The organism is Winogradskyella sp. (assembly GCF_003712105.1).
Classification (GTDB): Bacteria; Bacteroidota; Bacteroidia; order Flavobacteriales; family Flavobacteriaceae; genus Winogradskyella.
This window is the reverse complement of sequence record NZ_RHLG01000004.1, coordinates 107,233-132,594: the sequence shown is the minus strand read 5'-3', so window position 1 is coordinate 132,594 and position 25,362 is coordinate 107,233. Positions and strand designations below refer to the sequence as shown.

Here is a 25,362-nt window from a genome sequence, read left to right as displayed (position 1 = left end):
TACAGGGATTTATTACTTTTGTGGTTTAAAATAAATTCATTATGGCAAACAAAAGAGATTTAAAAAAAGACATAAATTATGTGTTGGGTGATATTATAGAAGCAGTTTATGTTTGGGAATTAGCCAATGCAGAAAAGCCTACTAAAGAAAGTAATGCAATAATTGATGAAGCCATTGCAACATTTGATGATTTAATTGCTAAGGTTAATGACCGTAGCGCTGAAGATAAAAAAGCGCACTTTAAATCAATTAACAACGAACTCGAGTCTAGAGGACGTGAGCTAATCGAAAAAATTAATAAGTTAGGTTAATATTGATTTGCAAATTTGATTTAGAAGATTAAATTTGCGCTTCAATTTTGCCGATATAGCTCAGCTGGCTAGAGCAGCTGATTTGTAATCAGCAGGTCGTGGGTTCGAGTCCCTCTATCGGCTCTAAATTAATAACTCCAAGTGGTATTTCCATTAGGAGTTTTTTTATTGTCTTTACTGAGATTAATTGGGACGAGAAGTTTACACTGAGCGTCGTCGAAGTGAGTCCCTCTATCGGCTCTAAATTACTAACTCCGAATGGTTGTATCCATTTGGAGTTTTTTAATGTCTTTATTGAGATTAATTGGGACGAGAAGTTAATACTGAGCGTCGTCGAAGTGAGTCCCTCTATCGGCTCTAAATTACTAACTCCAAGTGGTTCTGTCTATTTGGAGTTTTTTGTTTAGTGGTATTATTTTAATTCTGTCTTAAAATCAGAAATGGATTTTTCAAGAATTTTCCCGTAATGAGATGTTTTAATCCTGTCTGTAAGATTATTATAAATACTATCGAGATATTTTATGCTGGTATCTGGTATTTCGTATAAGGCTAAATATGGAGCAACTTCGCTGTCATTATTATTAAGTGCAAAGTTTATTGTAGATGCGTATTTTAATCGCAATAGCCGTTCGGATTGTTTTACTATAGAATCTGAAGCAATAGAATCTTTACGTTTTAGGGCTTCGTAATTAGCTTTTATTAAATCTAAATTCTTATTCTTGAAATCATCCATTAATGTTAAATAACCCTCTAAGACTTTTTGTTGTTCAGCGCCATTAATTTCTGCGCTTGTATTAAATGATTTTAATGTGGTTTTTATTTGAGTTTCACCTTCATCTGCAAAGAATGGGATAAAATGCTCTTGCCCATCATTTTTTTCAAGTTTTAGATATAAAAGAATAGGTTCTTCGATGGTCGTGCTTAATAAAAATTCTGGTTGTCCTTTTATAACTACTGAGTCTAAATCTATGACAGAAGAATCCCCATCTTTTTGTAAATAAACAACACCTTTTTTTAAGTCTTTAATAGACCCTTTAAGTATAAAGTTGTTTTCTTTTTCTTTACTACAAGAAACGATTAACGTAAGAGCTATAAAGATGAATAGACTGTTTTTAATGACTTTCATATTGGTGATGTAAATTTTGGGCAAATATCTAATTTAGAATTTACAAATACTAACCACCAGCAACAATTTGCATTAAAATTGTACATCCAATTGCAGCTATCGTACCAACGGCATAACCAAATACTGCTAACAGTACACCAACTGTTGCTAATGATGGGTGAAAGGCCGATGCTACTATTGGCGCAGATGCTGCTCCACCAACATTAGCTTGGCTACCTACAGCAAGGAAGAAATAAGGTGCCTTAATTAGTTTTGCAACACCTATTAGAATTAGTGCATGGATTGACATCCAAATTATACCAATGGCTACGAGCCAAAAATTATCAAAGATTAGTGTTAAGTCCATTTTCATGCCAATGGTAGCAACAAGAATATAGATAAATACACTACCAAATTTGCTTGCTCCTGCACCTTCATAATTTCTTGCTTTTGTAAATGATAAACCTATAGCAATTAGTGTGGCTATACTAATCATCCAGAAGAATTTAGAGCCCAAAAATGTAAATACATTCCTAGTCATCTGATTTTCTATTCCACCTATAAAATCACCAAAAAATGGTGCCAAATAATCTGAAGATAAATGCGCAAAACTTACTGCTCCGAAGGCGAGGGCAGCAATGATCATAATATCAGTTAGAGATGGATTTCGTTTTACACTTTCAGAAAATGTTGAGACTTTTTGTTTTAAGTCTTCAATTGCAGATGTGTCTGCTTTAAGCCACTTATTGAAAATATTACGCTTGCCAATGCCAATTAAAATTAAGGCCATCCAGATATTTGCTACTACAATGTCTACAAATACCATAGCACCATAAAGCTTTTGGTTGTAGCCATAAATTTCAAGCATGGCGGTTTGATTTGCGCCACCACCAATCCAACTACCAGCTAACGTAGAAAGTCCTCTCCAAACAGCATCTGGACCAGTAACTCCAATTAAATCCGGATTCAACTGGGCTATTAAAAGCAAAGCGATTGGCCCGCCAATAACAATACCTATGGTACCTGCAAAAAACATGACTAGAGCTTTCCATCCTAAATTAAAAACTCCTTTTAAATCGATGCTTAATGTCATAAGTACTAGCGCAGCAGGTAATAAGTATCGACTCGACATGTAGTACAAATTAGAGCTTCCTTTTACGATTTCACCGCTTTCGGATGTAGATTCCCATTCAGGTGCAATTAAACCGGTTGTAGTTAAAACAGCTGGTAGCATATATGCCATAAATAGACCAGGAACGATTTTGTAAAATTTTGACCAGAATCCTGTTTTTATAGACTCTGTGTAAAACACAAAACCTAGAGTAAGCATTAAAAGTCCAAATACAATAGCATCGTTAGTAATTAGAGGTATATTTTCCATTGAGTTAGTTATTTGTATCGCAAAATACAAAAATCAAGACATAAAAAAAGTGACTATAAAAGTCACTCTTTTTCTTTTCTTTTGGGCTGACGCTTATGCTGTTTCAGGTGTTGCATTAGCATCCATTCTATCTGACCATTTGTACTACGAAATTCGTCAGCAGCCCATTTCTCGATAGCTTTAAGCATATCTTCATTTAGTCTTAATGCAAATGCTTTTTTCTTAGCCATGATTCATTTTTTGTTTGTACGTTTCTATTGTACGTTCTGACTTATCCTTTTGCTGGGTACCAATAAGGAGCTTTTTCCCATTTTTAAGCTCAAGTTGTATTCCAATATCACCACTAATATTAATAGCCGTACCTTTGGCTTTATTCCATAGAGCACCACCTTTTAATCCCCAACCACCATACTCGCTTAGGGCATCATATTTACGTATGTAAGCTTTGTCTATCTCTGACCATTTTATAATCTTAAATCTTAGATGTATAGGGAAAAACTTATAGTGGATACCTAGCTCATCAATTTTTGTAGTCAGCTTAAAGAAGAAGATAAAGCCCGATGCAAGCAGAACAATAGCCATAATTAATATAAGCTCACTGGCGGTAAATGCATTAGGATTTTTAAAGTAGCTCGCTAAAATAATTACAGCAGGTACTAAGCCACTTATAATGACTAATATAATCAACCATAGTTGAGTAAAGCGTTGTTCTTCTTTATAAGCTTTCATTATCTATTTTTATCTCGCTCCAAAATTACCATTGAAGAATTTGGTACTATGTGTTTTACTTCCCAGCCTTCTCTGGCATATTGATTCAATATATCTTCATATTTCTGAACTCTATTTTTTAATCCTAATTTTGGGTGTATAACTTTATATTCTTTCATCTTAAATATAGTTTATTAAAACTCTTGAATTTCTTTTTTTAATGGCCTCTAAAAATGGCTGTAACTGATTTTCTAGTTTTCTAAATATTAATGTTTTTGTTCTTTTTGATTTTGTAATTAATGAAACTTCGTATTCAAATTCGTCTTCACTATCAATTTCAATCTTTGAAATTTCTACAATTTCAATTAAGTTGCTCCATTTGTGTCTAAACACTAGATAGACGGATAGACTAATAATGAAAATTAAGCCCAAACTTTGTAACCCTATAGAAATATAGTCTGATAATTTTTCAGAAAAGTCGGTCGTATATTTTCTTATAATATTGCCAGTTAGTACAACACCAATAACAATCAACCACCCATTGTTTTTACTAAATAACTCATTTTTAATCCGTCTTCCTTTTTTATCTATAATATTTATTTGATTGTTAGATATATCCAAATAACGGTCCACTAGTATAAAGCGCTCGCTAGATTTATTCATCTTTATTGTCTTTAAAAATTAAAATTGCAAGTACAACGCCAATTACGGTTCCAATCATTGAGCCATAAACCGTACCCATGGCAATACTTCCTGTAATAGCACCATTGGTAGTACCAATACTAGTGCCAATGGCACTACCTATACCGATGCTAAGTATTTGATTTTTATTCATATTAATGACTTAATGTTCCGGTATTTACAACCGGTGATGCATCCTTATCACCACAAAGAACAACCATAAGGTTGCTGACCATAGCAGCTTTACGTTCTTCGTCCAAATCTACAACCTCATTTTTATTCAGTTCTTCAATAGCCATTTCTACCATGCTAACTGCACCTTCAACGATCTTATGTCGCGCAGCAACAATTGCTGTAGCTTGTTGACGTTTAAGCATAGCATTCGCAATCTCTTGAGCATATGCTAAGTAACCAATACGAGCTTCTAATACCTCAATACCTGCAATAGAAAGTCTTTCGTCAATTTCTTTTTCTAGAGCATTACTAACTTCATTTACACTAGAACGTAATGTAATGTCTTCAACTTTACCTTCATCTGCAAAGTTATCGTATGGATACATACTCGCTAGCTTACGTACAGCAGCATCAGTTTGTACACGAACAAAGTTTTCGTAATTGTCTACATCAAAAGCAGCTTTGTAAGTATTTTGAACACGCCATACTAAAATGGTGCTGATCATTACAGGGTTACCAAGCTTATCATTTACTTTTAAGCGCTCACTGTCAAAATTGCTAGCGCGAAGTGATATTTTCTTTTTTGTATAAAATGGATTGACCCAGTAGTATCCGTTTTTCTTAACGGTGCCAACATATTTTCCGAAAAGTAATAATACCCGTGATCCATTTGGTTGAACCATAACAAAACCAAATGCCAAAATTAATGCAGTTACGATTCCGATAGCTGGCCATACCGTTTCATATATAGGTATTAATGCTATGCTTCCGAAGAAGAGCGCTAGAAATATAAATAACATAAGATAGCCGTTAGCAGGAACAATGATTCTTTCTTCTTTCATGATCTAAATAATTTAAGTGGTTAATCTTTTTAAAAATCAATATGATATTAAAATGATATCATAAAGATATAATTTAAATTGTTAGTATGCAAAAAGATTTTATTGTTACACTAAAAAAATATTTTTTCAGAAAAAAAGTTTGGCACGGGGTTTGTTATTAAGTAAGTGTAATGATTTATGCGATAGTCGGCTGGTTACCGACATACTACAAACGCTTTCATTACGATTGGTTGGTTAGTTAGTAAAAAAGCCGTTTCGATTCTGAAACGGCTTTTTTAATATGTTTAAATTTTGGAGTTTATTTTTCGTTAATAAATGAAACAATAGCCTCAATCATTATTGGGTTTAGTTTTCTGAATGCTTCATTATAAGATTTAGAATTTTCTAGTTTATCACCTTCAATTGTAAATAATACGTGATTCATGTTTTCGATAATTTTTAATTCAGCATTGGAGTTCGCTTCGCTTAAAAGCTTCGCTTCTTCTACAGATACTTGCAAGTCTTTTGTACCATTAACCAATAGTATAGGTAGTTTTAATTCTGAAATAATTGCTGTTGGCTCATATGCCATCCAAGATATCATAAATGGTTGTGTATCCATATTAAACATAGAAGCTAGTGCAGGAGGAAAGTCTGTGGTAGTTTCTCCTTTTTTTAATTTTTCTACAACTACCTTGGTTTCTTCAGCAAATTGTCGGGCGGTGTTATTAATCTGTTCAACTATGACATCACCAATGTTTTGTCCGGCGCCTGCCAAAGAAATAAGCCCATCAATTTTGTCATCTGTTGCTAACATGGCAACTAAGCTTCCTTGGCTGTGACCTATTAAATATATTCGAGAAAATTGATCGCTATCATGAAAATATGATACTACGGCTTTTGCATCATCGACAAAATCATCAAAACGCATATCCTTTACATTTACCTTACCAAGTTTTATTTGCTTTACAATGCGTTTATCGTATCTAAAAGAAGCAATTTTATTATCCGCTAGTCTATGCGCTAGTTTTTTAAGGTTATTACTTTTTAAGAAATTTTGGTTTCCGTTACGATTTGTAGGACCAGAACCAGCAATAATTATAACTAATGGAGGCTTAGAAACATTTTCAGGTAGGAGTAGGCTACCATCAATTAACGGCGTAATACTTACCTCTGTGTCTGAGTACTTTTGTTCTTGTGATAATAAAGTACAAGAGAATAGTAGTAAAATGAAATATGAAATTGTCTTCATTTTTAAATATGTTTCTTATGTAACGCTAATATAGGCTTAAAATTTTGTTCTCATTTAGAACTTTATTTTCACATTTCTTTCAATTTTTGAAGTGATAATTTTTGTGCATTTCATCGATTAAAACGTGTTTTTCAAGGATAAATGTTAAAATTTTATGCATTTCATCGATAAATAGAGTTTTTAAACGGTAAATTTAAAATCCCCGTTTATATTTGTCGAGTACTAAATTAGTTTTTAGTTCAATGGATTAATTAATTAAATATTTGCATTATGTTGTTGGCTTAGGAATCCCGAATCTACCGGCATAAAATCAAAGCAAATTAGAGAAGTCGAGATTGAGGGATCTCGACTTCTCATTTTTTATATACCTATTATAGTTCTAAAAGTAAGATTAATTCGTTCCTCAATAACCTTTCTTGTTTTCGCTATCTGATGTAACCAATGCGATTGCATGGTGCCTTTCATTATTAAAAGACTACCGTGTTTTAAAATTATTTTATGACGTTGTTCTTTTAATTGTCTATGTTTAAAGTGAAATGGTCGTTCTTCACCAAACGTAACCGATGCAATTATTGGATGTTTTCCAAGTTCTTTTTCATTATCTGAATGCCAGCCATTGCTATCATTTCCATTTCTGTAAAGGTTCAGCAAAACTGTATTGAATTCATGATGAGCAATACTTTCTACTCTCTTTTTTATATCCAGAATATAGCCTGGAAACGGTTTGGGATACATTGTAATATTAGAATAAGAATATGGTCTTAAGGAGCTTCCGTATAGTGCAGTTAACCTTGGTTGTTTGTAGGTTTTTCCAAATACAGTAATATCATCTTGTTGCCAATCTGTCTGTTTTAATATTGAATTAAAATAATTATCTGCTTCTGTCTGAGAAAAGAAATTTGGGATGTAAATTAACTCAGCATCAGGAAGATTTAATGGTTGATGTGTTTCTGAGAACAAATCCATAACTATTTTTAACTAAATTAGCTTCAAATGAAGTTTTACAAAAATAGCTTATTTCTTTTGTTAGTCTGCTATTCTCTTTTAGCAGTACGTCAAGATAATTCCATTCCAAAAGACTTTATAAAAGTTTCTGAAGTTATTCCTGATTTAAATGTGGAATTGAAATATTATTCTACTCATAATTTTGTTGGAGATACTATTGAAGGATATAAGTCTAACACCTTATACCTTACAAAAGCTGCTGCAACACAATTGAAGCTTGTACATGATTATTTGCAGAACGAAAACTTGTGTCTTAAGGTTTACGACGGTTATAGACCACAGCGTGCTGTAAATCATTTTGTACGTTGGGCAAGACAGATTAATGATACATTAAAAAAGTCTGAGTTTTATCCGGATGTTAAAAAACGAAATCTATTTAAAGAAGGTTATATAGCTAGCAAGTCTGGTCATAGCCGAGGTAGTACTGTGGACTTAACTATTATCAGTGGCGAGACGGGAATTCCTCTAGATATGGGAAGTGCCTTCGATTTTTTTGGGGAAGCTTCTTGGGTTGATTATCAAAATATAACTGAACAACAAAAGCTAAACAGGAAAAAACTTCAGGATGTCATGTTAAAATTTGGATTTAGAAATTACCCAAAAGAATGGTGGCATTTTACACTCAGAGGTGAACCATTTCCTGATACTTTTTTTAATTTTGAAATTGCGGAGTGATTAGTCTTTAAATATATCCAAATCCAAACCTATACCGTAATTGTTTAGTCCTTTTCCAAGTAATGTTGACGAAAACCCATTGCCGTTCTTAAATAACACCCAGTTATTTCCATTTATAAATACACGTTTCACATAGGTTCGATGTTCTTTAATTTCACCTGTAAATGGTAAAAGTGGCCTAAAATTGGTTGGTATTTTTACAATCCCATTTTTTCCATTTATTTCCTTGTATTTTTTGTTAGGCAATAGTTTACCATTCTTATCTGTATACCCTAAAACTTGTAGAGAAACAAACACACCTTCTTTCGGCATTACAATATCTTCTTCTCTAATGTCTAGATTGTAATAATCACCATCTGTTTCGGTAGCTCGAAAAACAATAGTATTGGTATTTAAATTTTTCCCAGGTTTGCCATCTTTATATTCATAAAGATTAACCTTAAATAGCGTTGAAAATTTCTTTTTATCCTTATTGGCTCGCTTACGTTTTTTCCAATCCTTAGACTCAAGTGCAATAGGGAATTTTACTGCTGCAATACGTTTTAGTTTTTCACTTTTATTTGGGAAATAAACGGCTATTTCAGACTCAATAGTTGGTAACCAACACGAGTAATAATCATCATCTAGATATGGTTTAAGACTTGTGGTTTTGTATTTTTTGTTCGTTGTCTTATTGAGTTTTACACCAATAATAACCTCATCTAACTCATCCGCTTGAGGTCGTAGAAATAATTCAGTTTTTAAATTATTTGAAGCTATAGATAAGTCCTTATAACCCAATGCTGAAATAAAAAGTGAATCAATATCTGGGTAAAGTTTTTTTGTAAATAGAAAATAGCCTTCATTATCGGCTACAATTCCATTTCCGTTGCCAAAAGAAACAGAGGCATAAGATACAGGCAGTTTAGATTCGGAGTCAATAATTGTAATTTGTGCTTCGCTTTGCAATACAATTATGAAGCATAGGATGAGGTTAAGTTGTTTCAACATAATATTAAAGATACATTTTTCTTAACACAAAAAACGCCGCTATCAATAATTATGATAGCGGCGTTTTTAATTGGGTTGATTGATTTGTTTAGTCTTCTAATGCTTTTTTAGTTTGTGTGAAGCCTACATATAGTCCTACACCAGCCATTAAGAATATCATGGCAGGATATACAGCTTCGTCGTCTAAACCAGAATACGTGTCTAAAATATTAGCTATAAAGACACCTAACCCGATGCCCATTAAAAGAAAAGCTAAGTTTAGAACCACAACTTTCCAAGATGAACCTGTTCGCTTTCCAAGGTTAAAAATACTAGCGTCAGCTCCTTTTTCTATTAATGCAAGTCTTTCTTTATTTCTTGTAGAAAAGTATAAGTAAACGATTCCGAAAATTGCTGCAAATAGACTGATAGGTATTAAAATATCTTCATCCATAATGTTTGTTATTTAATTGATTATTTTTAATGTGTTCATAGCTTATGACGACAAGTTTTAAAATTAGGTTACAGCATTTTTTATTTTTTTTTATTTCTGTAACCTAACTTACTATTTGGTCGTCTTAAATATAAATGACCACTAACGACAATCAACTTATTAAATCTATTATTGATGGCGACCATCGTGCCTATGGGCAGTTGGTAGACCGTTACAAGGATTTAGTGTTCACATTGTCGTTACGTATGATGAAGCACAGAGAAGAGGCAGAAGAGGTTGCGCAGGACGCATTTATAAAGGTATATAGGTCATTAAATAAATTTAAAGGAGATTCTAAATTTTCTACATGGATTTATAGGGTGACTTATAACACCTGCTTAGATAGAATAAAAAAGAATAAGAAACATTTTAATGATGTTCCTATTGATGAATTTAGTTTTAATAAACTAGAATCTGTAGATAACGCTTTAGAAGGAATGATTAAAACAGAAAAATCTAACCTTATAAAACAATGTATTGAAATGTTACCTAGTGATGATAGTTATATATTAACACTTTACTATTTTGAAGAATTATCATTAGATGAAATGTCTGAAATAATTGGAGCTTCATCTAATACAATAAAAGTGAAACTTTTTAGAGCTCGAAAAAAATTAGCTGTAATTTTAGAAAAGCATCTAAAGACAGAAAAAATAAGTAGTTATGGAACCTAATGAAAAGAAACTTGAAGCATTTATAGACAGGCTTATGGCTGATGATACATTAGATAAACCATCAGTAGATTTTACAAATGCTATTGTAGAAAAGTTAGAGGTCAAATCACGTATTACTGCTTACAAACCTTTAATATCTAAAAAAGTTTGGGGCGTTGTAATTATATCTCTCATAGCGCTTTTAATATATGTCTTCCTAAACCAAGGAGAATCAGATTCAAGAGTTTCAGAACTCTTAAATTTGTCGCAAATAAAGTTGAATCCTTTAAATGACTTAAATTTTACATTTCCTAAGAAGTTGATGTACGCTATGGTAGTGTTAGCTGTAATGATAGGCCTGCAAGTAACCTTCCTAAAATCTTATGTCAATAAGAGAATACAATTTTAGTTAGGAAAATACCAAAACGGTATTTTTCGTATGCCAAAATATACAGTGTCGTTATTACGGTTTAACCCCATTCTTTTGAACTCTAATACATGCTTGCCTTTCGGTAGTCCCTCAATTGATAAGAACGTCTCAAAACCCAGAGTACCTTTTTTAGTTTGGCTAACAATAAATTCAGAATCAACTACTGTCGTATCAATTTTGGTGTAATAAATTTTATTAAAGGTTGACAAATATTCTCGTCTTAGACTGTCTCTATTTCTCACATTATTACCATTACTAAAAACAATGATGTCGGTATCTAAACCACGAATATCTTTTTCTGGTCTTAGACCTTCATTAAATGCGAATACTCTATTTTCAATACGTTCAGAATAAGGCACAAATACCTTGATATAGTTCTCTTTTATCACTTTAGATTGAATGACAACATTGTCGACAAATCCTGATTTCTCATCTAGCAAATCTTCATAGTTTTCTCTATTAGAAATGTAATCATTGGATTGGTTTTCAGTACTGAAATAATTCGAGAAATTATACTCTAAAGAGAAAGAGATAGCGATAATAATAAATAAGGGCAGTAGCAACATGCTAAAACGCCTTCCAAACTTATTATCCAAGAAATTATAAACAATGGGTCTATATAAAAAGGCCAGCGTTATAAAACTAAACACCCAATAAAATGGAAAATAAATCTTTGATATCCATTTCTTTTTCTTCAAAAACCCCTGAGTAACATAGTCGATAAAGGTGAGTATCATACCTATCACGACAAATAACATAAGCGGTATGCCAATTACGGCGATCATCCAGTCAGGTAAAAAATCACTACTTAGTATATTGTTGGCGATAAACCCAATTGTAATAATTACAAAGGTCATAGCTAAGACATAAAATATTAGAAGAAAGGAGGCAGCAAATATAATACTGCAGTAGTTTTCTAAAGTGGCAATATATTTATCAAAAGAGCCTACTTTTTTCTTTAGGTACTTGGTGAATTTCTCACTATAATTTAGTTCTTCATAGTCTATTTCTCCAGAAACATAACGAAGTCCTAATGCACCTATCCATATACCTCTGAGTAAGACATGGATGAGTAGGCTAAATATTAATATAATACAAGAAATCCTTGCTACCGTAAATACAGCTCTTTGATACTCTTGTCCAGTAGCAATAGATTCGCTATGGTACATAATTATAGGCTCATAAGCTGTAAACAATCCAAATATTGCAAAACCGGATATTAGTAATTCTAATTGCCAGCTTTCTTCTTGTAACTTCTCTAAAAGCTTTTTGAAAGCAGGATTATTGTAATCTTTGCTCATGTGGTTGTATTAGTTGGCATTAAAAACTAAATATAATCATATATTTAATACCAGCGCTTCTTTTTCTTTTTTGAGCCAGAACCTTTACGTCCTTTTTTGTACTTGCTACCTTTCTTTTTGTGTACTATAGGTTTTGCCTTTGGGTCTAATGGATAGGGATGTTCAGTTTCAATAGGAATTTGCACGTTAATGGCCTCTTGAATCTTTTTAATGTAGCTCTTTTCATCAGCAGAACATAGGGAGAAAGCTGCTCCAATATTTCCTGCGCGTCCAGTTCGGCCTATACGGTGAATGTAGGTTTCTGGAACGCTAGGCAAATCGAAATTAATGACAGCATCTAATTCACTAATGTCGATTCCTCTTGCTGCTACATCTGTAGCAATTAAAATTTTTACGTACCCAGTTTTAAACTTATTAAGTGCTGTTTGCCTATCGCTTTGAGATTTGTCGCCATGAATACTATCTGCTTTATAGCCATTTTTAAGAAGTGTTTTTTCAAGCTTATCAACTCCAAATTTGGTACGTCTAAATATTAAAATTCTCCCTTTTACAGTATTCCTTAATAAATGAAGACATAGCTCAATTTTATTGCGTTTAGGTACGTAATATAGTACTTGATTTATACTGCTTATGCTCGAATTCTCAGGCGTAACATCGATACGAATTGGTTCTGCTAAGATTGAATTTGCAAGCTGTTCAACTTTGTATGGTATTGTGGCTGAAAAAAGGAGGCTTTGTTTGTGAGTTGGGCATAAGCGTTCAATCTTTTTAATATCATCAATAAACCCCATGTCTAACATCAAGTCAGCTTCATCAAGCACAAAGACTTCAACATGATCTAGATTTACATAATCTTGTTTATGCAAATCTAAAAGTCTACCTGGAGTTGCTATCAGAATATCTATTCCTTTTTTAAGTATGTCAATTTGTGGTTCAATAGATGTGCCACCAAATAGAACAGACGAACGCAAGTTAGTATACTTCGCGTAGGTTTTAAAATTCTCATTTATCTGAACAGCTAATTCTCTAGTAGGACTAACAATTAGCGAGCGAATTTTTTTTTGCCGTTTCGGTGCATCTTGTTTATCTGATAATAACTGTAATATTGGTAGTGCAAAACCTGCAGTTTTTCCTGTTCCTGTTTGGGCAGAGGCAATTACATTTTTTTTATCTAAAATTGGAGGAATACAACGTTCTTGAATCAAAGTTGGTTCGTCATAACCAGATTCGGCGATAGCTTTTAATAGTGGTTTGTTAAGTTTTAGGTCTTTGAAGGACATTTAGTTGATTTCGGTTTCTAGAGATAAGAACATTGCTTTAGTTTCAGGTTTGGTTATTTCTATAAGCGTAAATACTCCAAGTAAAATACCCAAAATGCCAGTTAAGCAATTTAAAAATGCTGCCACAAAGATAAAGTTATATTGGCGACGTTCTTTGATGTATTTCGATGCTAATAACGTTACAATTCCAATTGAAACACAGATGATAAATCCAATAATACCAATAATAACAAAAATTGAACCTGGATTAAAAGGTAAATCTTCAGTACTCGTATTTTCAAAAATAGTCTTAAACGTCATACCCAAACCTGCATATAACACGAAGAATAAAGAAAACACAAGTGTTAGGATACCTTTAACTAGATATAAAATTTGAAATGTTCTCAGTTTGCTTTCAATGGCTTCGTTCATATAATGCTATTAAAAATTTAATCCAAATACACATTAGTTATTAAACGTTCAACGGTTGGGTGATCGTTGCCACCTAGCGGTTCTATAGTAACATTTAGAGATTCGGCGTTTTCAATATAGGTCATTGCCATCAAGGTTTTATCTTTTGCTATTACTCCCATATTTATCATTTCGCCATCAACATCTGCCCACATCTGGTAATCATGATCTTTGTCTAGTTCTGGTAGTTCTTGAGTATTAATAATTACAGACTTATTCTCATGATTTACAAAACTCACAATCTTGGTTTCAGGAGATAATGTATTGCCTTTTAAAATATACTGTTGTGCATCAGGATTGGATAATTCATCATTCCAATTTTTAACAACAACATAATCTTGAGTAATGTTGTTTAGGTCTTTTTGCAAAGATTCATTCTGTTCTGAAACAATTTTTAAGTCATTCTTTATCGTACCCATTTCAGAATACAACCAAATATTGCCTAACAAAAATAATCCTGCGAAACCTGCAGCAACTCTCAACCATAATTTTGAACTATCAGATGTACTAGTTTCGGTTTTTTTAATGCCTAGTAGCACATTCCGTTTTACAAACTCTGGTGGATTAATACTATTCTCTTGAGCAAGGTTTTCAAAATTAAGTTCAATGTCATCTAAAAGCGCTGCGATTTCAGAATCTGAAATACGCAACTGCTCAATAATACTTTCTTCTTTTTCGTTAAGCTCGCCAAGAACATATTGTTCGAGTAATCCTTCTTTTATGATATCTTCCTTTGTCATCTTCATCTTCTATTGTGATATTAAAATTAAAACTATGATAGCTTTACCATAAATCTGTCTTAATTGTTTTAAAGCCTGTTGAATGTACGACTTAAATGTGCCAAGAGGTACATCCATTTCTTTGTAAGCTTCTCTATGAGTTAAACCTTGAAAGTAAACTAATTCAAGGGCCTTTTGATGGTGTTTTTCGAGTTTCAAAATAGCGCCTTTTAGTTTTGTGATATCCTCATCTGTCTTTTTAGGTTCATCCTCAATTTTATATACACTTAAATCATCCTTTTGGATGAGTATTTCTCGCTTTCGTATTAAATTTAACACTTTGTTCTTCGCAATACGGTATGCCCAAGTGTAAAAACGCCCTTTAGAATGGTTGTATTGATCAGACTTATCCCAAATGGTAATAAATGTTTCCTGCAATACATCTTGAGCAACACCTTCGTCCTTAACTATTTTTAAAATCATGGTATACAACGCCCCAGAATATTTATCGTAAAGCAATGACAATGCACGTTCTTCCTTGTTTTTAAGTTGTTGTATTAAAAGTGCGTCTTCTTGCATTTGTGTTAAAGATTTGCCAAAAAAAGCCATCTGTTCATCCAAGGCTTATGGGCTTGTGTAAATATAGTTGAAAGCACATAAAAACAAAACAGGTGCTAAATATTTAACCAAAAAATTTAAAACAAACAATTATGAAAAAGTTAGTATTCATTTTTACAACAGTAGTAGCGTTAGCATTTAGTAACGTAGCGACAGCTCAAAAAACAATTGTAGATGTTGCAGTAGGCAACCAAGATTTCTCAACATTAGTAACAGCATTAAAAGCTGCAGATTTAGTATCAGCATTACAAGGTGACGGACCATTTACAGTATTTGCACCAACAAATGCAGCATTTGGAAAGATTGATAAAGCGGCTCTTGGTAATTTATTAAAGCCAGAAAACAAAAAAGCTTTAACAAATGTATTAACGTATCACGTTGTACCAGCTAAATTAATGGCTAGCGACGTTGTAGCAGCCTTAAAAAAGAACAACGGTAAGGTTGAAGTGAAAGGACTTAACGGTCAAGTATTAACAGTAATGTCTAAAAATGGCAAAATCTGGATTAAAGACCAAAACGGTAATTACAGTGAAATAGTGGCGACAGATGTAAAGGCTGATAATGGTGTTATTCACGTAATTGACACAGTGGTTATGCCTAAATAGGCTAGGTTAAACTGCTATGGAAAAGAGAAACACCTGCTGAAAAGTGGGTGTTTTTTATTGGTATAAATATTTTAAAAAAAATACTTGTGACATTTTGACATTTTCTCATTAATGGCAGTACTTTTGCCATCTGTAAATCGAAGATTTAAAAAGAATCATCAATACAATGAGTAAGAAAGACAAAAAACAAGAAGACATAGAAAATAATCAGGTAGATGCAACTGCTACTGAAACTATAGAAGAAAAGGAGGAAATACAACAAACTCCTGAAGAGAAATTACAGGATGAGTTAGCTTCCGAGAAAGATAAGTTTATGCGTTTGTTTGCTGAGTTCGAAAACTATAAAAAACGAACCAACAAAGAACGATTAGATTTATTTAAAACGGCTAGCCAGGATGTAATGGTTGCCATTCTTCCAGTTTTAGATGACTTTGAGCGTGCATTGATGCATATTGAAGAAGATAAAGAAGCTGAAGAACTTCGTAAAGGTGTATTATTAATCTATAATAAACTAGTTAACACTTTAGGGCAAAAAGGATTAACAAAGATTGAAATCAAAAAGGGTGACGATTTTAATGCAGATGACCACGAAGCTGTTACACAAATACCTGCACCAAGCGATGATTTAAAGGGCAAAATTATTGATGTTATTGAGCATGGTTACAAACTTGGTGAAAAAGTAATTCGTTTTCCAAAAGTTGTAATCGGTCAACAATAATGACTACTAACTATAAAGATAGCCAATTAATTAGGCAGTAAATATGAAAGAAGATTTTTACGATATATTAGGAGTTGACAAAAGTGCATCAGCAGCTGAGATAAAAAAGGCCTACCGTAAAATGGCGCTTAAATATCATCCAGATAAAAATCCTGATGATAAAGATGCAGAAGAAAAGTTTAAAAAGGCAGCTGAAGCTTATGAGGTATTGAGCGATACTGATAAGAAAGCACGCTATGATCAATTTGGTCACCAAGCCTTTGAAGGTGGTGGCTTTGGAGGCGGCGGTATGAATATGGATGACATATTCAGTCAGTTTGGAGATATCTTTGGCGGCGCTTTTGGTGGCGGAGGTTTTAGTGGATTTGGCGGTGGCGGCCGTCGTGTTGTAAAAGGTAGTAATCTACGTATTAGAGTTAAACTTACTTTAGAAGAAATTGCTACTGGTGTTGAGAAAAAAATAAAAGTAAAACGCAAAGTTCAAGCTGATGGTGTGACGTATAAGACTTGTAATACTTGTAATGGACAAGGGCAAGTTACAAGAGTTACTAATACCATTTTAGGACGTATGCAAACTGCCTCTACTTGCCCTACTTGTAATGGTGCTGGTCAGATTATAGATAAAAGACCTAGTAATGCAGATGCGCAAGGACTTATCTCTGAAGAAGAGACGGTAACTGTAAAAATACCTGCTGGTGTAGTTGATGGTATGCAGCTGAAAGTAACAGGAAAAGGTAATGCAGCTCCAGGTAACGGGATTTCTGGAGATTTGTTAGTAGCAATACAAGAACAAGAGCATGAAACCTTAAAACGTGAAGGAGATAATTTACACTACGACTTGTATGTAAGTTTACCAGACGCTGTTTTAGGTTCTTCTACAGAAATTGACACAGTTTCAGGCAAAGTGAGAATTAAAATTGAGCAAGGCGTGCAGTCTGGTAAAATACTACGCCTAAGAGGAAAAGGAATTCCAAGTATTAATGGTTATGGTAAAGGTGATTTATTGGTTCATGTTAATGTCTGGACACCAAAAACATTAAACAAAAAGCAAAAAGAATTTTTTGAAGAAATGAGAGAAGACGAGCATTTTTCGCCAAAACCGGAAAGCTCAGACAAGTCATTTTTTGAAAAAGTGAAAGATATGTTTTCTTAAAATTTAAGGCTATATCATAAAAAAGAGTATATTTGAACTATCGCTAATGCTAATTGGCGATAATTTTTCTTTTTCATAGCAATTTTTTCCCATCCTTATTTAGTAATAAGGGTGGGTTTTGTTTTTTTAAGCATTTTGGCTGATTTTGTTTAACTTTTTTTCAATTCTATATATATTGGTTTTTAGTGTCATATTCAGTGCAACATTTAATATATTTACGCACCTAATAACTTCAATGTAACTGTATTTTATGAGTGAATTGCTTATTGCAGATTCTGTTTCTAAAGATTTTGGAAATTTTAGAGCCTTAAATAAAGTTTCTATCGCCGTACCTAAAGGAAGTATTTTTGGTTTACTTGGACCTAACGGAGCAGGAAAAACTACACTTATTAGAATAATTAATCAAATTACGATTCCAGACGAAGGAAAGGTCTTATTAGATGGAAGAAATCTGCAACCTGAACATATAAGAGATATAGGGTATTTGCCAGAAGAACGAGGATTATATAAGTCTATGAAAGTTGGTGAACAAGCTTTATACCTGGCGCAACTTAAAGGAATGTCTAAATCCGATGCAAAAAAACAGCTTAAGATTTGGTTTGATAAGTTTGAAATTGGTGATTGGTGGAATAAAAAGATTCAAGAGCTCAGTAAAGGACAAGCTCAAAAAATACAGTTTATAGTAACTGTACTGCATCGTCCTAAGCTTTTGATTTTTGACGAACCTTTTTCTGGATTCGACCCAATAAACGCTAATCTTATCAAAGATGAAATTTTAAGACTGCGAGAAGATGGCGCTACAGTAATATTTTCTACCCATAGAATGGAGTCTGTAGAGGAACTATGTGACCATATAGCGCTAATTCATAAATCCAATAAAATATTAGATGGAAACCTTATAGATATAAAGCGCCAGTATAAGTCTAATACTTTTGAAGTCGGCTTACAATCTAACGATAGTAAGCGCGTTATTGAAGAGATTAAAAGCAAGTTCGAAGTGTTACCAGCAACATTTAAAAATGTCTATGATGATATTAAGTTAAATGTTAAAATTAAACCAGGTACATCTTCTAATGACTTATTATCATTTTTATCCTCAAGAGCAGAAGTGCATCATTTTGTAGAGGTTATTCCGTCTGCTAACGATATATTTATTCAAACGGTACAAAACAATTAGTAATGAATCATTTACCACTTATTATAAAACGTGAGTACTTAACTAAAGTTAAGAATAAGTCTTTCATTATAATGACGTTTTTAAGTCCGTTAATAATGATTGCTTTAATCGCAGTAGTAGCTTATTTATCCCAAATAAATAATAATAAGAAGCGAACAATTTCCATTTTAGATGAGTCAGGATTGTTTACTTCGGTTTTTGAGAATACAGACAATACTACCTATAAGTACATTAATGATATACCTTTAGATAAGGCTAAATCAGATGTCAAGCAAGAAGAGTATTATGGTTTACTGTATATAGGTAAAGGTGATTTAGAATCTGTTTCGGAAACAGTTAAATTTTTCTCAGAAGATTCACCTTCATTAACTATAATTTCTGGTCTGGAAAATAAGATAGAACGTAAACTCAGAGATTTAAAGCTTATAGCTAATGGTTTAGATACGGAACAAATAAAAGCAACCAAAGCTAATGTTCGTATAGACCAAGAAACCTTTGACGGTGAGAAAAGTTCTAAAATAGATAATGTATTAAAGCTTGCATTTGGAGGTATCGCAGGTTACCTTTTATTCATGTTTATAATTATTTATGGCAATATGATAATGCGTAGTGTTATTGAGGAAAAAACCAGCCGAATTATTGAAATCATTATCTCATCTGTAAAGCCCATTCAACTTATGATGGGTAAAATAATTGGGACGTCTTTAGCAGGGATTACACAATTTGCAATTTGGATTATACTTTTAGGAATACTGTCAACAGTCCTAAGTGTAATTTTTGGGATTGATTTGACAGCCTCACAAACCCAACAGCAAGAAATGGTTCAGCAGGCTTTACAAAATTCTGAGATTCAAAATGAGATCACTTTAGCTGTACAGTCTTTTCAAAATTTACCACTAACCAATTTAATCATCGCTTTCATTTTATTCTTTGTTGGCGGTTATTTATTGTATAGTTCTTTGTATGCGGCGGTTGGAGCAGCAGTAGACAATGAAACCGATACTCAACAGTTTATGTTGCCGATATTAATGCCGCTTATATTAGCAGTATATGTTGGTGTTTTTACCGTGATTGAAGACCCTCATGGTACCGTATCTACAGTATTTTCGTTTATACCATTTACTTCGCCGGTTGTTATGCTTATGCGTATTCCTTTTGGTGTGCCACTCTGGCAACAGGTGGTTAGCTTATTGTTATTAGTCGGAACTTTTACTTTTACAGTGTGGTTTGCAGCAAAGATTTATCGTGTTGGTATACTAATGTATGGTAAGAAACCGTCTTATAAATCAATCATTAAATGGTTAAAATACTGATTACAGTTTAGAAGAATATATGCTCAAGAATAATTGTTTGTCAATCAAGTTATGTTTAATTACACTTTTCTTTGGATGTAATATCCTTAATGCTCAATTAACGGATTTGGCACGCTTAGAATATTCATTTATACCTAGTAGCAAGTCAGAAGATCAATATACAAGACTAAGAGCGTTATTAAATTATCCAATTAAGATTAAAAATGATAATTATCTCATTATAGGTGCAGAATATAACCGAGTATTGCTTAATTTAAGAGAAGATTATCCTTTTGATGTTTCTGGACTTGATGCATTAAATATTATTGATTTAAATATTGCATACACGTTTAAATCTAATGAAAATTGGAGAATTGGTCTTAAGGTTAATCCAAGAATAGCGTCAACACTAAACAGTACTATAACCAAAGATGATATATTTTTAAATGGAGGTGTTTTTTTCATAAAAGACAGAACAAAAGCTAAGGATATTAAAAGACCATACAGGCTTATTATAGGTGTAACATATAACACCACAGCTGGTATTCCTTTTCCATTACCTTTTGTTAACTATTTCAGACGTATTAATCAAAAATGGTCAGTTAGTGCAGGTATTCCAAAATCTAATTTAAAATATTACTTTAACGAATCTAGCACTTTACAGCTTTTTACATCTGTAGATGGTTATTTTGCTAACATACAAAACCCAATAATGGTTGATGGAAACGAAGCAAATAACATTTCGTTATCAGTGATTGTTGGAGGTTTGGGATATGAGTATTCTTTTACGGATTATTTAGTGGGTTACCTATATTCTGGATATACATTTAGGTTAAACAATATTTTACGAAATGATGATCGAGATAGAATTCTTCAGTTAGATCAGACGAATGCCTTTTATCTTAGAACAGGAATAAAATTTAGATTATAATGCAACATATATTAATAATAGAAGATGAAGCGGCTATCCGCCGCGTTTTGGTTAAAATTCTTTCTGAAGAAAGTGATAATTATGAAGTTGAAGAAGCTGAAGATGGGCTTGCTGGTATAGAAAAAATAAAGAAAAAGGACTATGACTTGGTACTATGCGATATTAAGATGCCAAAAATGGATGGTGTTGAAGTCCTTGAAGCTGTTAAAAAAATAAAACCTGAAATTCCTATAGTAATGATCTCGGGTCATGGCGATTTAGATACTGCTGTGAACACAATGCGTCTAGGCGCTTTCGATTATATTTCTAAACCACCAGATTTAAATAGACTATTAAATACAGTTAGGATTGCTCTGGATAGAAAAGAACTTGTGGTAGAAAATAAACGTCTCAAGAAAAAGGTTTCTAAAAAATACGAGATGATTGGAGATAGCCCCGCCATTGGCCGTATTAAAGATATGATTGATAAAGTTGCTCCTACAGATGCGCGGGTTTTAGTAACGGGGCCAAATGGTACGGGAAAAGAATTAGTAGCACATTGGTTGCATCAAAAAAGCGAGCGTAGTAAAGGACCAATGATTGAGGTGAACTGCGCAGCGATCCCAAGTGAACTTATAGAAAGTGAATTGTTTGGTCATGTTAAAGGTGCGTTTACATCTGCAGCCAAAGACCGAGCAGGTAAATTCGAAGCTGCCAATGGAGGAACAATTTTCTTAGATGAAATAGGAGATATGAGTCTTTCAGCACAAGCAAAAGTACTACGTGCATTACAAGAAAGCCGCATTCAACGTGTTGGCAGTGATAAAGATATTAAGGTTGATGTCCGTGTCGTTGCGGCCACAAATAAGAACCTTAAAAAAGAAATTGAAGACGGTAAATTCAGAGAAGATTTATACCATCGATTAGCAGTAATTTTAATTGAAGTTCCAGCATTAAATGATAGAAGAGAAGATATTCCATTATTAGTATCTCATTTTGCTAAAAAAATATCGGAAGAACAAGGAACAGCTTCAAAGACGTTTTCAGATAAAGCTATAAAACAATTACAAGAATACGATTGGACCGGTAATATCAGAGAGCTAAGAAATGTAATTGAGCGATTAATAATTCTTGGCGGAAGTGAAGTTAGCGAGGCAGATGTAAAATCTTTTGCATCGAAATGAGTTGATGTTGAGATCAACACTAATGCTGATCTAGCGACTAATAAGTATGCAATAATCTTAATATGCTTTGATTAAGATGAATGACAAAAGATCTTTTTTAATCAAAAAGTATTTATTTAATATTCCAATACTACTGTTAGCTGGTATCTTATTAAGTATAGTTTTGTCAACTTATTTAAAATCAGGAAGATTAATTGTTTTAAGTTTGATTGGGACTGTTATTGTGACTTTAGTTTCTTCAGTTTTCAATCTTATTTATTTTATACCTTTGAAGTTAATGGTGGCTAGATTTCTAATTCCTGGACTTCTAACATTTATTTTGCTTTTATTTACTACTGACTCAATCCTCACAGGACTAGGAATGGTAAATTTACTTCTAGGGTTTTTATGGAACAAAAAATGGGAAAAACTAAACAATAAATTCAAAGATTAATGAAAAAAGTTAACATAGAAGACTTTGCGATTACTTCAAAGATTAATATCGCAGACTTAACAACGAAATTGGATTTAGAAGCTGAGGAAAAAGAGATTGAAAAGAAGATGAATAAACTCAGTAAAAAATTAGCTGAGATTCAGAACACCATGTATGCTCATGGTAAATATGCGGTTTTGATGTGTATTCAAGGTATGGATACGGCAGGAAAAGATAGTTTAATCCGTGAGGTCTTTAAGGAGTTTAATGTAAGAGGAATTGTAGCCCATAGTTTTAAAAAGCCAACAGATTTAGAACTTAAACACGATTATTTGTGGAGACATTATATTGCATTACCAGCACGTGGAAAGTTTGGTATTTTTAATCGCACACATTATGAAAATGTATTGGTAACTAGAGTTCATCCTAACTATCTTCAATACGAAAATATGCCAGACATTAATTCTGAAGCTGATGTTACAGAAGAGTTTTGGCAAAGACGGTTTAAGGAAATCAACAATTTTGAACAGCATATCGCAGATAACGGCACAATAATCTTCAAGTTCTTTTTAAACTTATCTAAAAACGAACAAAAAAACAGGTTATTAAGACGTTTAAATAGACCAGACAAACAATGGAAGTTCTCTTCGAGTGACTTAAAAGAACGTAAGCTTTGGGATACATATCAAGAGTGTTATGAAGATGCCATAAATCATACTTCAAAGCCTCATGCACCTTGGTATAATATTCCTGCAGATGATAAACCTACAGCACGTTACTTGGTGGCAAAAATCCTGTATGATACCTTAAAACATTATACAGATATTGTTGAGCCAGAATTACCAGCTGATGATAAAGCTAATATAGAATTGTATAAATCACAGTTAGAAAATGAATAGAATAATTACAGTACTCATAGCTTTTTTATACATGTTTACATATGCACAAAATGACGAAGCTACCTTGAAGACGATTTATAAACAGTCTTTAACAAATGGTAAAAGTTATGAATGGCTAGACTATTTGTCTAATGAGATTGGAGGTCGATTGTCAGGTTCAGAGAATGCCCAAAAAGCAGTAGAATATACCAAAAGCGAGTTAGAAGCTTTAGGTCTAGATAAAGTTTGGTTACAAGAAGTTATGGTGCCAAAATGGGTTAGAGGAGAAAAGGAAGAAGGTAAAATAATTCTGAATAATGAAAATTCAACCATAAAAATAGATGTTAACATTTGCGCACTTGGAGGTTCTACAGCAACTTCAGATAGAGGTTTACAAGCTAAAGTTGTAGAAGTAAAAAGCTTTGAAGAATTAGAGGCTTTAGGTAAAGCTGAAATTGAAGGCAAAATTGTATTCTTCAACGGAGCAATGCAAGCAGATTTAATACACACATTTGAAGCGTATGGAGGATGTTCGAAACAACGATATTCTGGAGCTTACGAGGCTTCAAAGTTTGGTGCTGTTGGTGTTATTATTAGGTCTTTAAGTCTACGCCAAGATGATTATCCGCATACGGGTAGTATGAGTTATCAAGATTTACCAAATAATTTGCGGATTCCTTCTGCTGCAATTAGTACTAATGATGCAAATACGCTTTCAGAATTATTAAAAAAAGATAAAAATCTTGAATTCTATTTCAAGCAAAGCTGTCAACAATACGATGATGTTTTATCATATAATGTCATAGGAGAAATTACGGGTAGTGAATTCCCAAATGAATACATGCTCGTAGGTGGACATTTAGATTCTTGGGATTTAGGAGATGGCGCTCATGATGATGGTGCCGGTGTTGTGCAATCAATGGAGGTGTTACGCTTACTTAAAGAAAGTGGTATTAAACCAAAGCGCAGTATTCGTGTGGTTTTATTTATGAACGAAGAAAATGGTCTTCGTGGAGGCAGAAAATATGCTGAAGTAGCAACGCAAAACGGCGAAAATCATGTTTTTGCTCTCGAGAGCGATTCTGGTGGTTTTACACCAAGAGGTTTTAGTTTTGATTGCAGTGATAATAATTTAGCGCAAATAGAACAATGGAAAAGCTTATTCAAACCTTATTTGATTCATTTTTTTGAGAAAGGCTATAGCGGAGCAGATATTGGACCTTTAAAAAATGAGAATATAGTATTAGCGGGCTTACGTCCAGATTCTCAGCGTTATTTTGATCATCATCATGCTGCCAACGATACTTTTGAGCACGTTAATAAACGTGAATTAGAGTTAGGTGCGGCAACTATGACATCCTTAGTGTATTTGTTTGACAAATATGGTGTTAATCAAATAAAAGGCGAACAACAAATTAAAGATTAAGTATGAAAAGAATTGCTTTGATTGCAACATTAACTTTTAGTTTTCTACTTTTAGGACAGACGAAAGACCAAAATACATTGCCGTATTACGAAGTTCCAGAATATTCAGAAGAATTCACAGCTGGTACTGTGGCAGCAAGAATGGTAGATGGTTTGGGTTTCAGATTTTATTGGGCTTCGCATAATTTATCTGAAAAGGATTTAAACTATAAGTTAAATGAAGATGGACGTTCTACTCAAGAAACTATAAATCATATTTACGATTTATCTAAAGTTATAGTCAATTCAACCTTAAAGCAACCAAACTCTAGCAACAAGAACAATGAATTAGGTTATGAAGAAAAGCGAAGCGCCATACTAAATAACTTGAAAACAGCAGCAGATATTCTTCGTAAAAGTGATGATATTTCTGAGTTTAAAATCATCTTTGGAGAACAAAAGATTCCGTTTTGGAATCAAATTAATGGCCCAATTGCAGATGCTATTTGGCATTGTGGACAATTAGCAAGTTATCGACGCGCCTCAGGAAACCCAATTAATCCTAAGGTTAATCATTTTACGGGTAAAGTGAAGCAATAAGTA

Annotated in this window: 32 protein-coding genes and 1 tRNA gene; 16 read left to right on the top strand and 17 right to left on the bottom strand. The window is 33.1% G+C overall.

Features of this window, described 5'->3' with window-relative positions; genetic code table 11:
* Nucleotides 1–41: 41 nt before the first annotated feature.
* The gene (locus ED556_RS10245; protein WP_296323141.1) at nucleotides 42–311 is read left to right on the top strand and encodes a hypothetical protein; all 270 of its coding nucleotides are present in this window, start codon (nucleotides 42–44) and stop codon (nucleotides 309–311) included.
* Between the two features lie 49 nt (nucleotides 312–360).
* Nucleotides 361–434 (top strand) — tRNA-Thr (locus ED556_RS10240).
* 289 nt (nucleotides 435–723) lie between these two features.
* Here ED556_RS10240 and ED556_RS10235 read toward each other — a convergent pair.
* The 10 genes from ED556_RS10235 to ED556_RS10190 form a co-directional block, all read right to left on the bottom strand.
* Nucleotides 724–1,437 carry a DUF4369 domain-containing protein gene (locus ED556_RS10235; protein ID WP_296323138.1) on the bottom strand — a complete coding sequence of 238 codons (714 nt, stop codon included), beginning with the start codon at nucleotides 1,435–1,437 and terminating at the stop codon, nucleotides 724–726.
* 49 nt (nucleotides 1,438–1,486) lie between these two features.
* Nucleotides 1,487–2,797, bottom strand: a complete 1,311-nt coding sequence (locus tag ED556_RS10230) for a DUF819 family protein (RefSeq protein ID WP_296323136.1) — start codon at nucleotides 2,795–2,797, stop codon at nucleotides 1,487–1,489.
* Nucleotides 2,798–2,859: 62 nt separating this feature from the next.
* Nucleotides 2,860–3,027 (bottom strand): Arc family DNA-binding protein, encoded by a 168-nt coding sequence (locus ED556_RS10225; protein ID WP_296323133.1) that lies wholly within the window; start codon nucleotides 3,025–3,027, stop codon nucleotides 2,860–2,862.
* Nucleotides 3,020–3,526 (bottom strand): hypothetical protein, encoded by a 507-nt coding sequence (locus ED556_RS10220; RefSeq protein ID WP_296323129.1) that lies wholly within the window; start codon nucleotides 3,524–3,526, stop codon nucleotides 3,020–3,022. Before ED556_RS10220 ends, ED556_RS10225 begins: the two co-directional genes overlap by 8 nt.
* Nucleotides 3,526–3,684, bottom strand: coding sequence for a DUF4177 domain-containing protein (locus ED556_RS10215; RefSeq protein WP_296323127.1), 159 nt, complete (start codon nucleotides 3,682–3,684; stop codon nucleotides 3,526–3,528). Before ED556_RS10215 ends, ED556_RS10220 begins: the two co-directional genes overlap by 1 nt.
* Before the next feature lies 1 nt (nucleotide 3,685).
* Nucleotides 3,686–4,168 (bottom strand): hypothetical protein, encoded by a 483-nt coding sequence (locus ED556_RS10210; RefSeq protein WP_296323123.1) that lies wholly within the window; start codon nucleotides 4,166–4,168, stop codon nucleotides 3,686–3,688.
* The gene (locus ED556_RS10205; RefSeq protein ID WP_296323121.1) at nucleotides 4,161–4,340 is read right to left on the bottom strand and encodes a hypothetical protein; all 180 of its coding nucleotides are present in this window, start codon (nucleotides 4,338–4,340) and stop codon (nucleotides 4,161–4,163) included. The genes ED556_RS10210 and ED556_RS10205 overlap by 8 nt, the downstream gene beginning before the upstream one ends.
* A 1-nt stretch (nucleotide 4,341) precedes the next feature.
* Nucleotides 4,342–5,202: an SPFH domain-containing protein gene (locus tag ED556_RS10200; protein ID WP_296323119.1), complete on the bottom strand. Its 861-nt coding sequence runs from the start codon at nucleotides 5,200–5,202 to the stop codon at nucleotides 4,342–4,344.
* A 298-nt stretch (nucleotides 5,203–5,500) separates the two neighbouring features.
* Nucleotides 5,501–6,433 (bottom strand): alpha/beta hydrolase, encoded by a 933-nt coding sequence (locus ED556_RS10195; RefSeq protein ID WP_296323118.1) that lies wholly within the window; start codon nucleotides 6,431–6,433, stop codon nucleotides 5,501–5,503.
* A 360-nt stretch (nucleotides 6,434–6,793) separates the two neighbouring features.
* A complete protein-coding gene (locus tag ED556_RS10190) occupies nucleotides 6,794–7,399 on the bottom strand; it encodes an alpha-ketoglutarate-dependent dioxygenase AlkB (RefSeq protein WP_296323117.1) in 606 nt (201 codons plus the stop codon).
* 27 nt (nucleotides 7,400–7,426) lie between these two features.
* Here ED556_RS10190 and ED556_RS10185 point away from each other — a divergent pair, with 27 nt between their 5' ends.
* Nucleotides 7,427–8,113, top strand: coding sequence for a M15 family metallopeptidase (locus ED556_RS10185; RefSeq protein ID WP_296323115.1), 687 nt, complete (start codon nucleotides 7,427–7,429; stop codon nucleotides 8,111–8,113).
* On the opposite strand, the gene ED556_RS10180 is transcribed toward ED556_RS10185, so the two are convergent.
* Together ED556_RS10180 and ED556_RS10175 are read right to left on the bottom strand one after the other, a co-directional pair.
* Nucleotides 8,114–9,103, bottom strand: a complete 990-nt coding sequence (locus tag ED556_RS10180; protein WP_296323113.1) for a hypothetical protein — start codon at nucleotides 9,101–9,103, stop codon at nucleotides 8,114–8,116.
* A gap of 88 nt (nucleotides 9,104–9,191) precedes the next feature.
* Nucleotides 9,192–9,536 carry a DUF6249 domain-containing protein gene (locus ED556_RS10175; RefSeq protein ID WP_296323111.1) on the bottom strand — a complete coding sequence of 115 codons (345 nt, stop codon included), beginning with the start codon at nucleotides 9,534–9,536 and terminating at the stop codon, nucleotides 9,192–9,194.
* A 134-nt stretch (nucleotides 9,537–9,670) separates the two neighbouring features.
* Here ED556_RS10175 and ED556_RS10170 point away from each other — a divergent pair, with 134 nt between their 5' ends.
* On the top strand, nucleotides 9,671–10,249 hold the full coding sequence (locus ED556_RS10170; protein WP_296323108.1) for an RNA polymerase sigma factor: 579 nt from the start codon (nucleotides 9,671–9,673) through the stop codon (nucleotides 10,247–10,249).
* Nucleotides 10,239–10,637 (top strand): hypothetical protein, encoded by a 399-nt coding sequence (locus tag ED556_RS10165; RefSeq protein ID WP_296323106.1) that lies wholly within the window; start codon nucleotides 10,239–10,241, stop codon nucleotides 10,635–10,637. Before ED556_RS10170 ends, ED556_RS10165 begins: the two co-directional genes overlap by 11 nt.
* Here ED556_RS10165 and ED556_RS10160 read toward each other — a convergent pair.
* From ED556_RS10160 to ED556_RS10140, 5 genes are read right to left on the bottom strand one after another with little or no spacing between them, the layout of a single operon-like run.
* The gene (locus ED556_RS10160) at nucleotides 10,634–11,959 is read right to left on the bottom strand and encodes a hypothetical protein (protein WP_296323104.1); all 1,326 of its coding nucleotides are present in this window, start codon (nucleotides 11,957–11,959) and stop codon (nucleotides 10,634–10,636) included. The genes ED556_RS10165 and ED556_RS10160 overlap by 4 nt on opposite strands.
* Before the next feature lie 44 nt (nucleotides 11,960–12,003).
* Nucleotides 12,004–13,239, bottom strand: coding sequence for a DEAD/DEAH box helicase (locus tag ED556_RS10155; protein ID WP_296323102.1), 1,236 nt, complete (start codon nucleotides 13,237–13,239; stop codon nucleotides 12,004–12,006).
* Nucleotides 13,240–13,650, bottom strand: coding sequence for a hypothetical protein (locus tag ED556_RS10150; RefSeq protein ID WP_296323100.1), 411 nt, complete (start codon nucleotides 13,648–13,650; stop codon nucleotides 13,240–13,242). It lies immediately after the preceding gene.
* Between the two features lie 17 nt (nucleotides 13,651–13,667).
* On the bottom strand, nucleotides 13,668–14,435 hold the full coding sequence (locus ED556_RS10145; RefSeq protein WP_296323098.1) for an anti-sigma factor: 768 nt from the start codon (nucleotides 14,433–14,435) through the stop codon (nucleotides 13,668–13,670).
* Nucleotides 14,436–14,438: 3 nt separating this feature from the next.
* Nucleotides 14,439–14,987, bottom strand: a complete 549-nt coding sequence (locus tag ED556_RS10140; protein WP_296323095.1) for an RNA polymerase sigma factor — start codon at nucleotides 14,985–14,987, stop codon at nucleotides 14,439–14,441.
* Nucleotides 14,988–15,118: 131 nt separating this feature from the next.
* Here ED556_RS10140 and ED556_RS10135 point away from each other — a divergent pair, with 131 nt between their 5' ends.
* The 11 genes from ED556_RS10135 (at nucleotide 15,119) to ED556_RS10085 (ending at nucleotide 25,359) form a co-directional block, all read left to right on the top strand.
* Nucleotides 15,119–15,631 carry a fasciclin domain-containing protein gene (locus ED556_RS10135; RefSeq protein ID WP_296323093.1) on the top strand — a complete coding sequence of 171 codons (513 nt, stop codon included), beginning with the start codon at nucleotides 15,119–15,121 and terminating at the stop codon, nucleotides 15,629–15,631.
* Between the two features lie 166 nt (nucleotides 15,632–15,797).
* The gene (locus ED556_RS10130; RefSeq protein WP_296323092.1) at nucleotides 15,798–16,349 is read left to right on the top strand and encodes a nucleotide exchange factor GrpE; all 552 of its coding nucleotides are present in this window, start codon (nucleotides 15,798–15,800) and stop codon (nucleotides 16,347–16,349) included.
* 43 nt (nucleotides 16,350–16,392) lie between these two features.
* Nucleotides 16,393–17,502, top strand: a complete 1,110-nt coding sequence (gene dnaJ / locus ED556_RS10125) for a molecular chaperone DnaJ (RefSeq protein ID WP_296323089.1) — start codon at nucleotides 16,393–16,395, stop codon at nucleotides 17,500–17,502.
* Nucleotides 17,503–17,752: 250 nt separating this feature from the next.
* Nucleotides 17,753–18,679 (top strand): ATP-binding cassette domain-containing protein, encoded by a 927-nt coding sequence (locus ED556_RS10120; protein ID WP_296323085.1) that lies wholly within the window; start codon nucleotides 17,753–17,755, stop codon nucleotides 18,677–18,679.
* A gap of 2 nt (nucleotides 18,680–18,681) precedes the next feature.
* Entirely contained in the window at nucleotides 18,682–19,992 is a 1,311-nt protein-coding gene (locus ED556_RS10115; protein WP_296323083.1) for an ABC transporter permease, read from the top strand.
* A gap of 37 nt (nucleotides 19,993–20,029) precedes the next feature.
* The gene (locus ED556_RS10110; protein ID WP_296323080.1) at nucleotides 20,030–20,902 is read left to right on the top strand and encodes a DUF6268 family outer membrane beta-barrel protein; all 873 of its coding nucleotides are present in this window, start codon (nucleotides 20,030–20,032) and stop codon (nucleotides 20,900–20,902) included.
* Complete coding sequence (locus ED556_RS10105) at nucleotides 20,902–22,065, top strand: sigma-54 dependent transcriptional regulator (RefSeq protein ID WP_296323077.1); 1,164 nt, start codon at nucleotides 20,902–20,904, stop codon at nucleotides 22,063–22,065. The genes ED556_RS10110 and ED556_RS10105 overlap by 1 nt, the downstream gene beginning before the upstream one ends.
* Nucleotides 22,066–22,141: 76 nt before the next feature.
* A complete protein-coding gene (locus ED556_RS10100; protein WP_296323074.1) occupies nucleotides 22,142–22,498 on the top strand; it encodes a hypothetical protein in 357 nt (118 codons plus the stop codon).
* Complete coding sequence (locus ED556_RS10095) at nucleotides 22,498–23,376, top strand: PPK2 family polyphosphate kinase (RefSeq protein WP_296323071.1); 879 nt, start codon at nucleotides 22,498–22,500, stop codon at nucleotides 23,374–23,376. Before ED556_RS10100 ends, ED556_RS10095 begins: the two co-directional genes overlap by 1 nt.
* Entirely contained in the window at nucleotides 23,369–24,781 is a 1,413-nt protein-coding gene (locus ED556_RS10090; protein ID WP_296323068.1) for a M20/M25/M40 family metallo-hydrolase, read from the top strand. The genes ED556_RS10095 and ED556_RS10090 overlap by 8 nt, the downstream gene beginning before the upstream one ends.
* A gap of 2 nt (nucleotides 24,782–24,783) precedes the next feature.
* On the top strand, nucleotides 24,784–25,359 hold the full coding sequence (locus ED556_RS10085) for a hypothetical protein (protein ID WP_296323065.1): 576 nt from the start codon (nucleotides 24,784–24,786) through the stop codon (nucleotides 25,357–25,359).
* Nucleotides 25,360–25,362 lie beyond the last annotated feature (3 nt).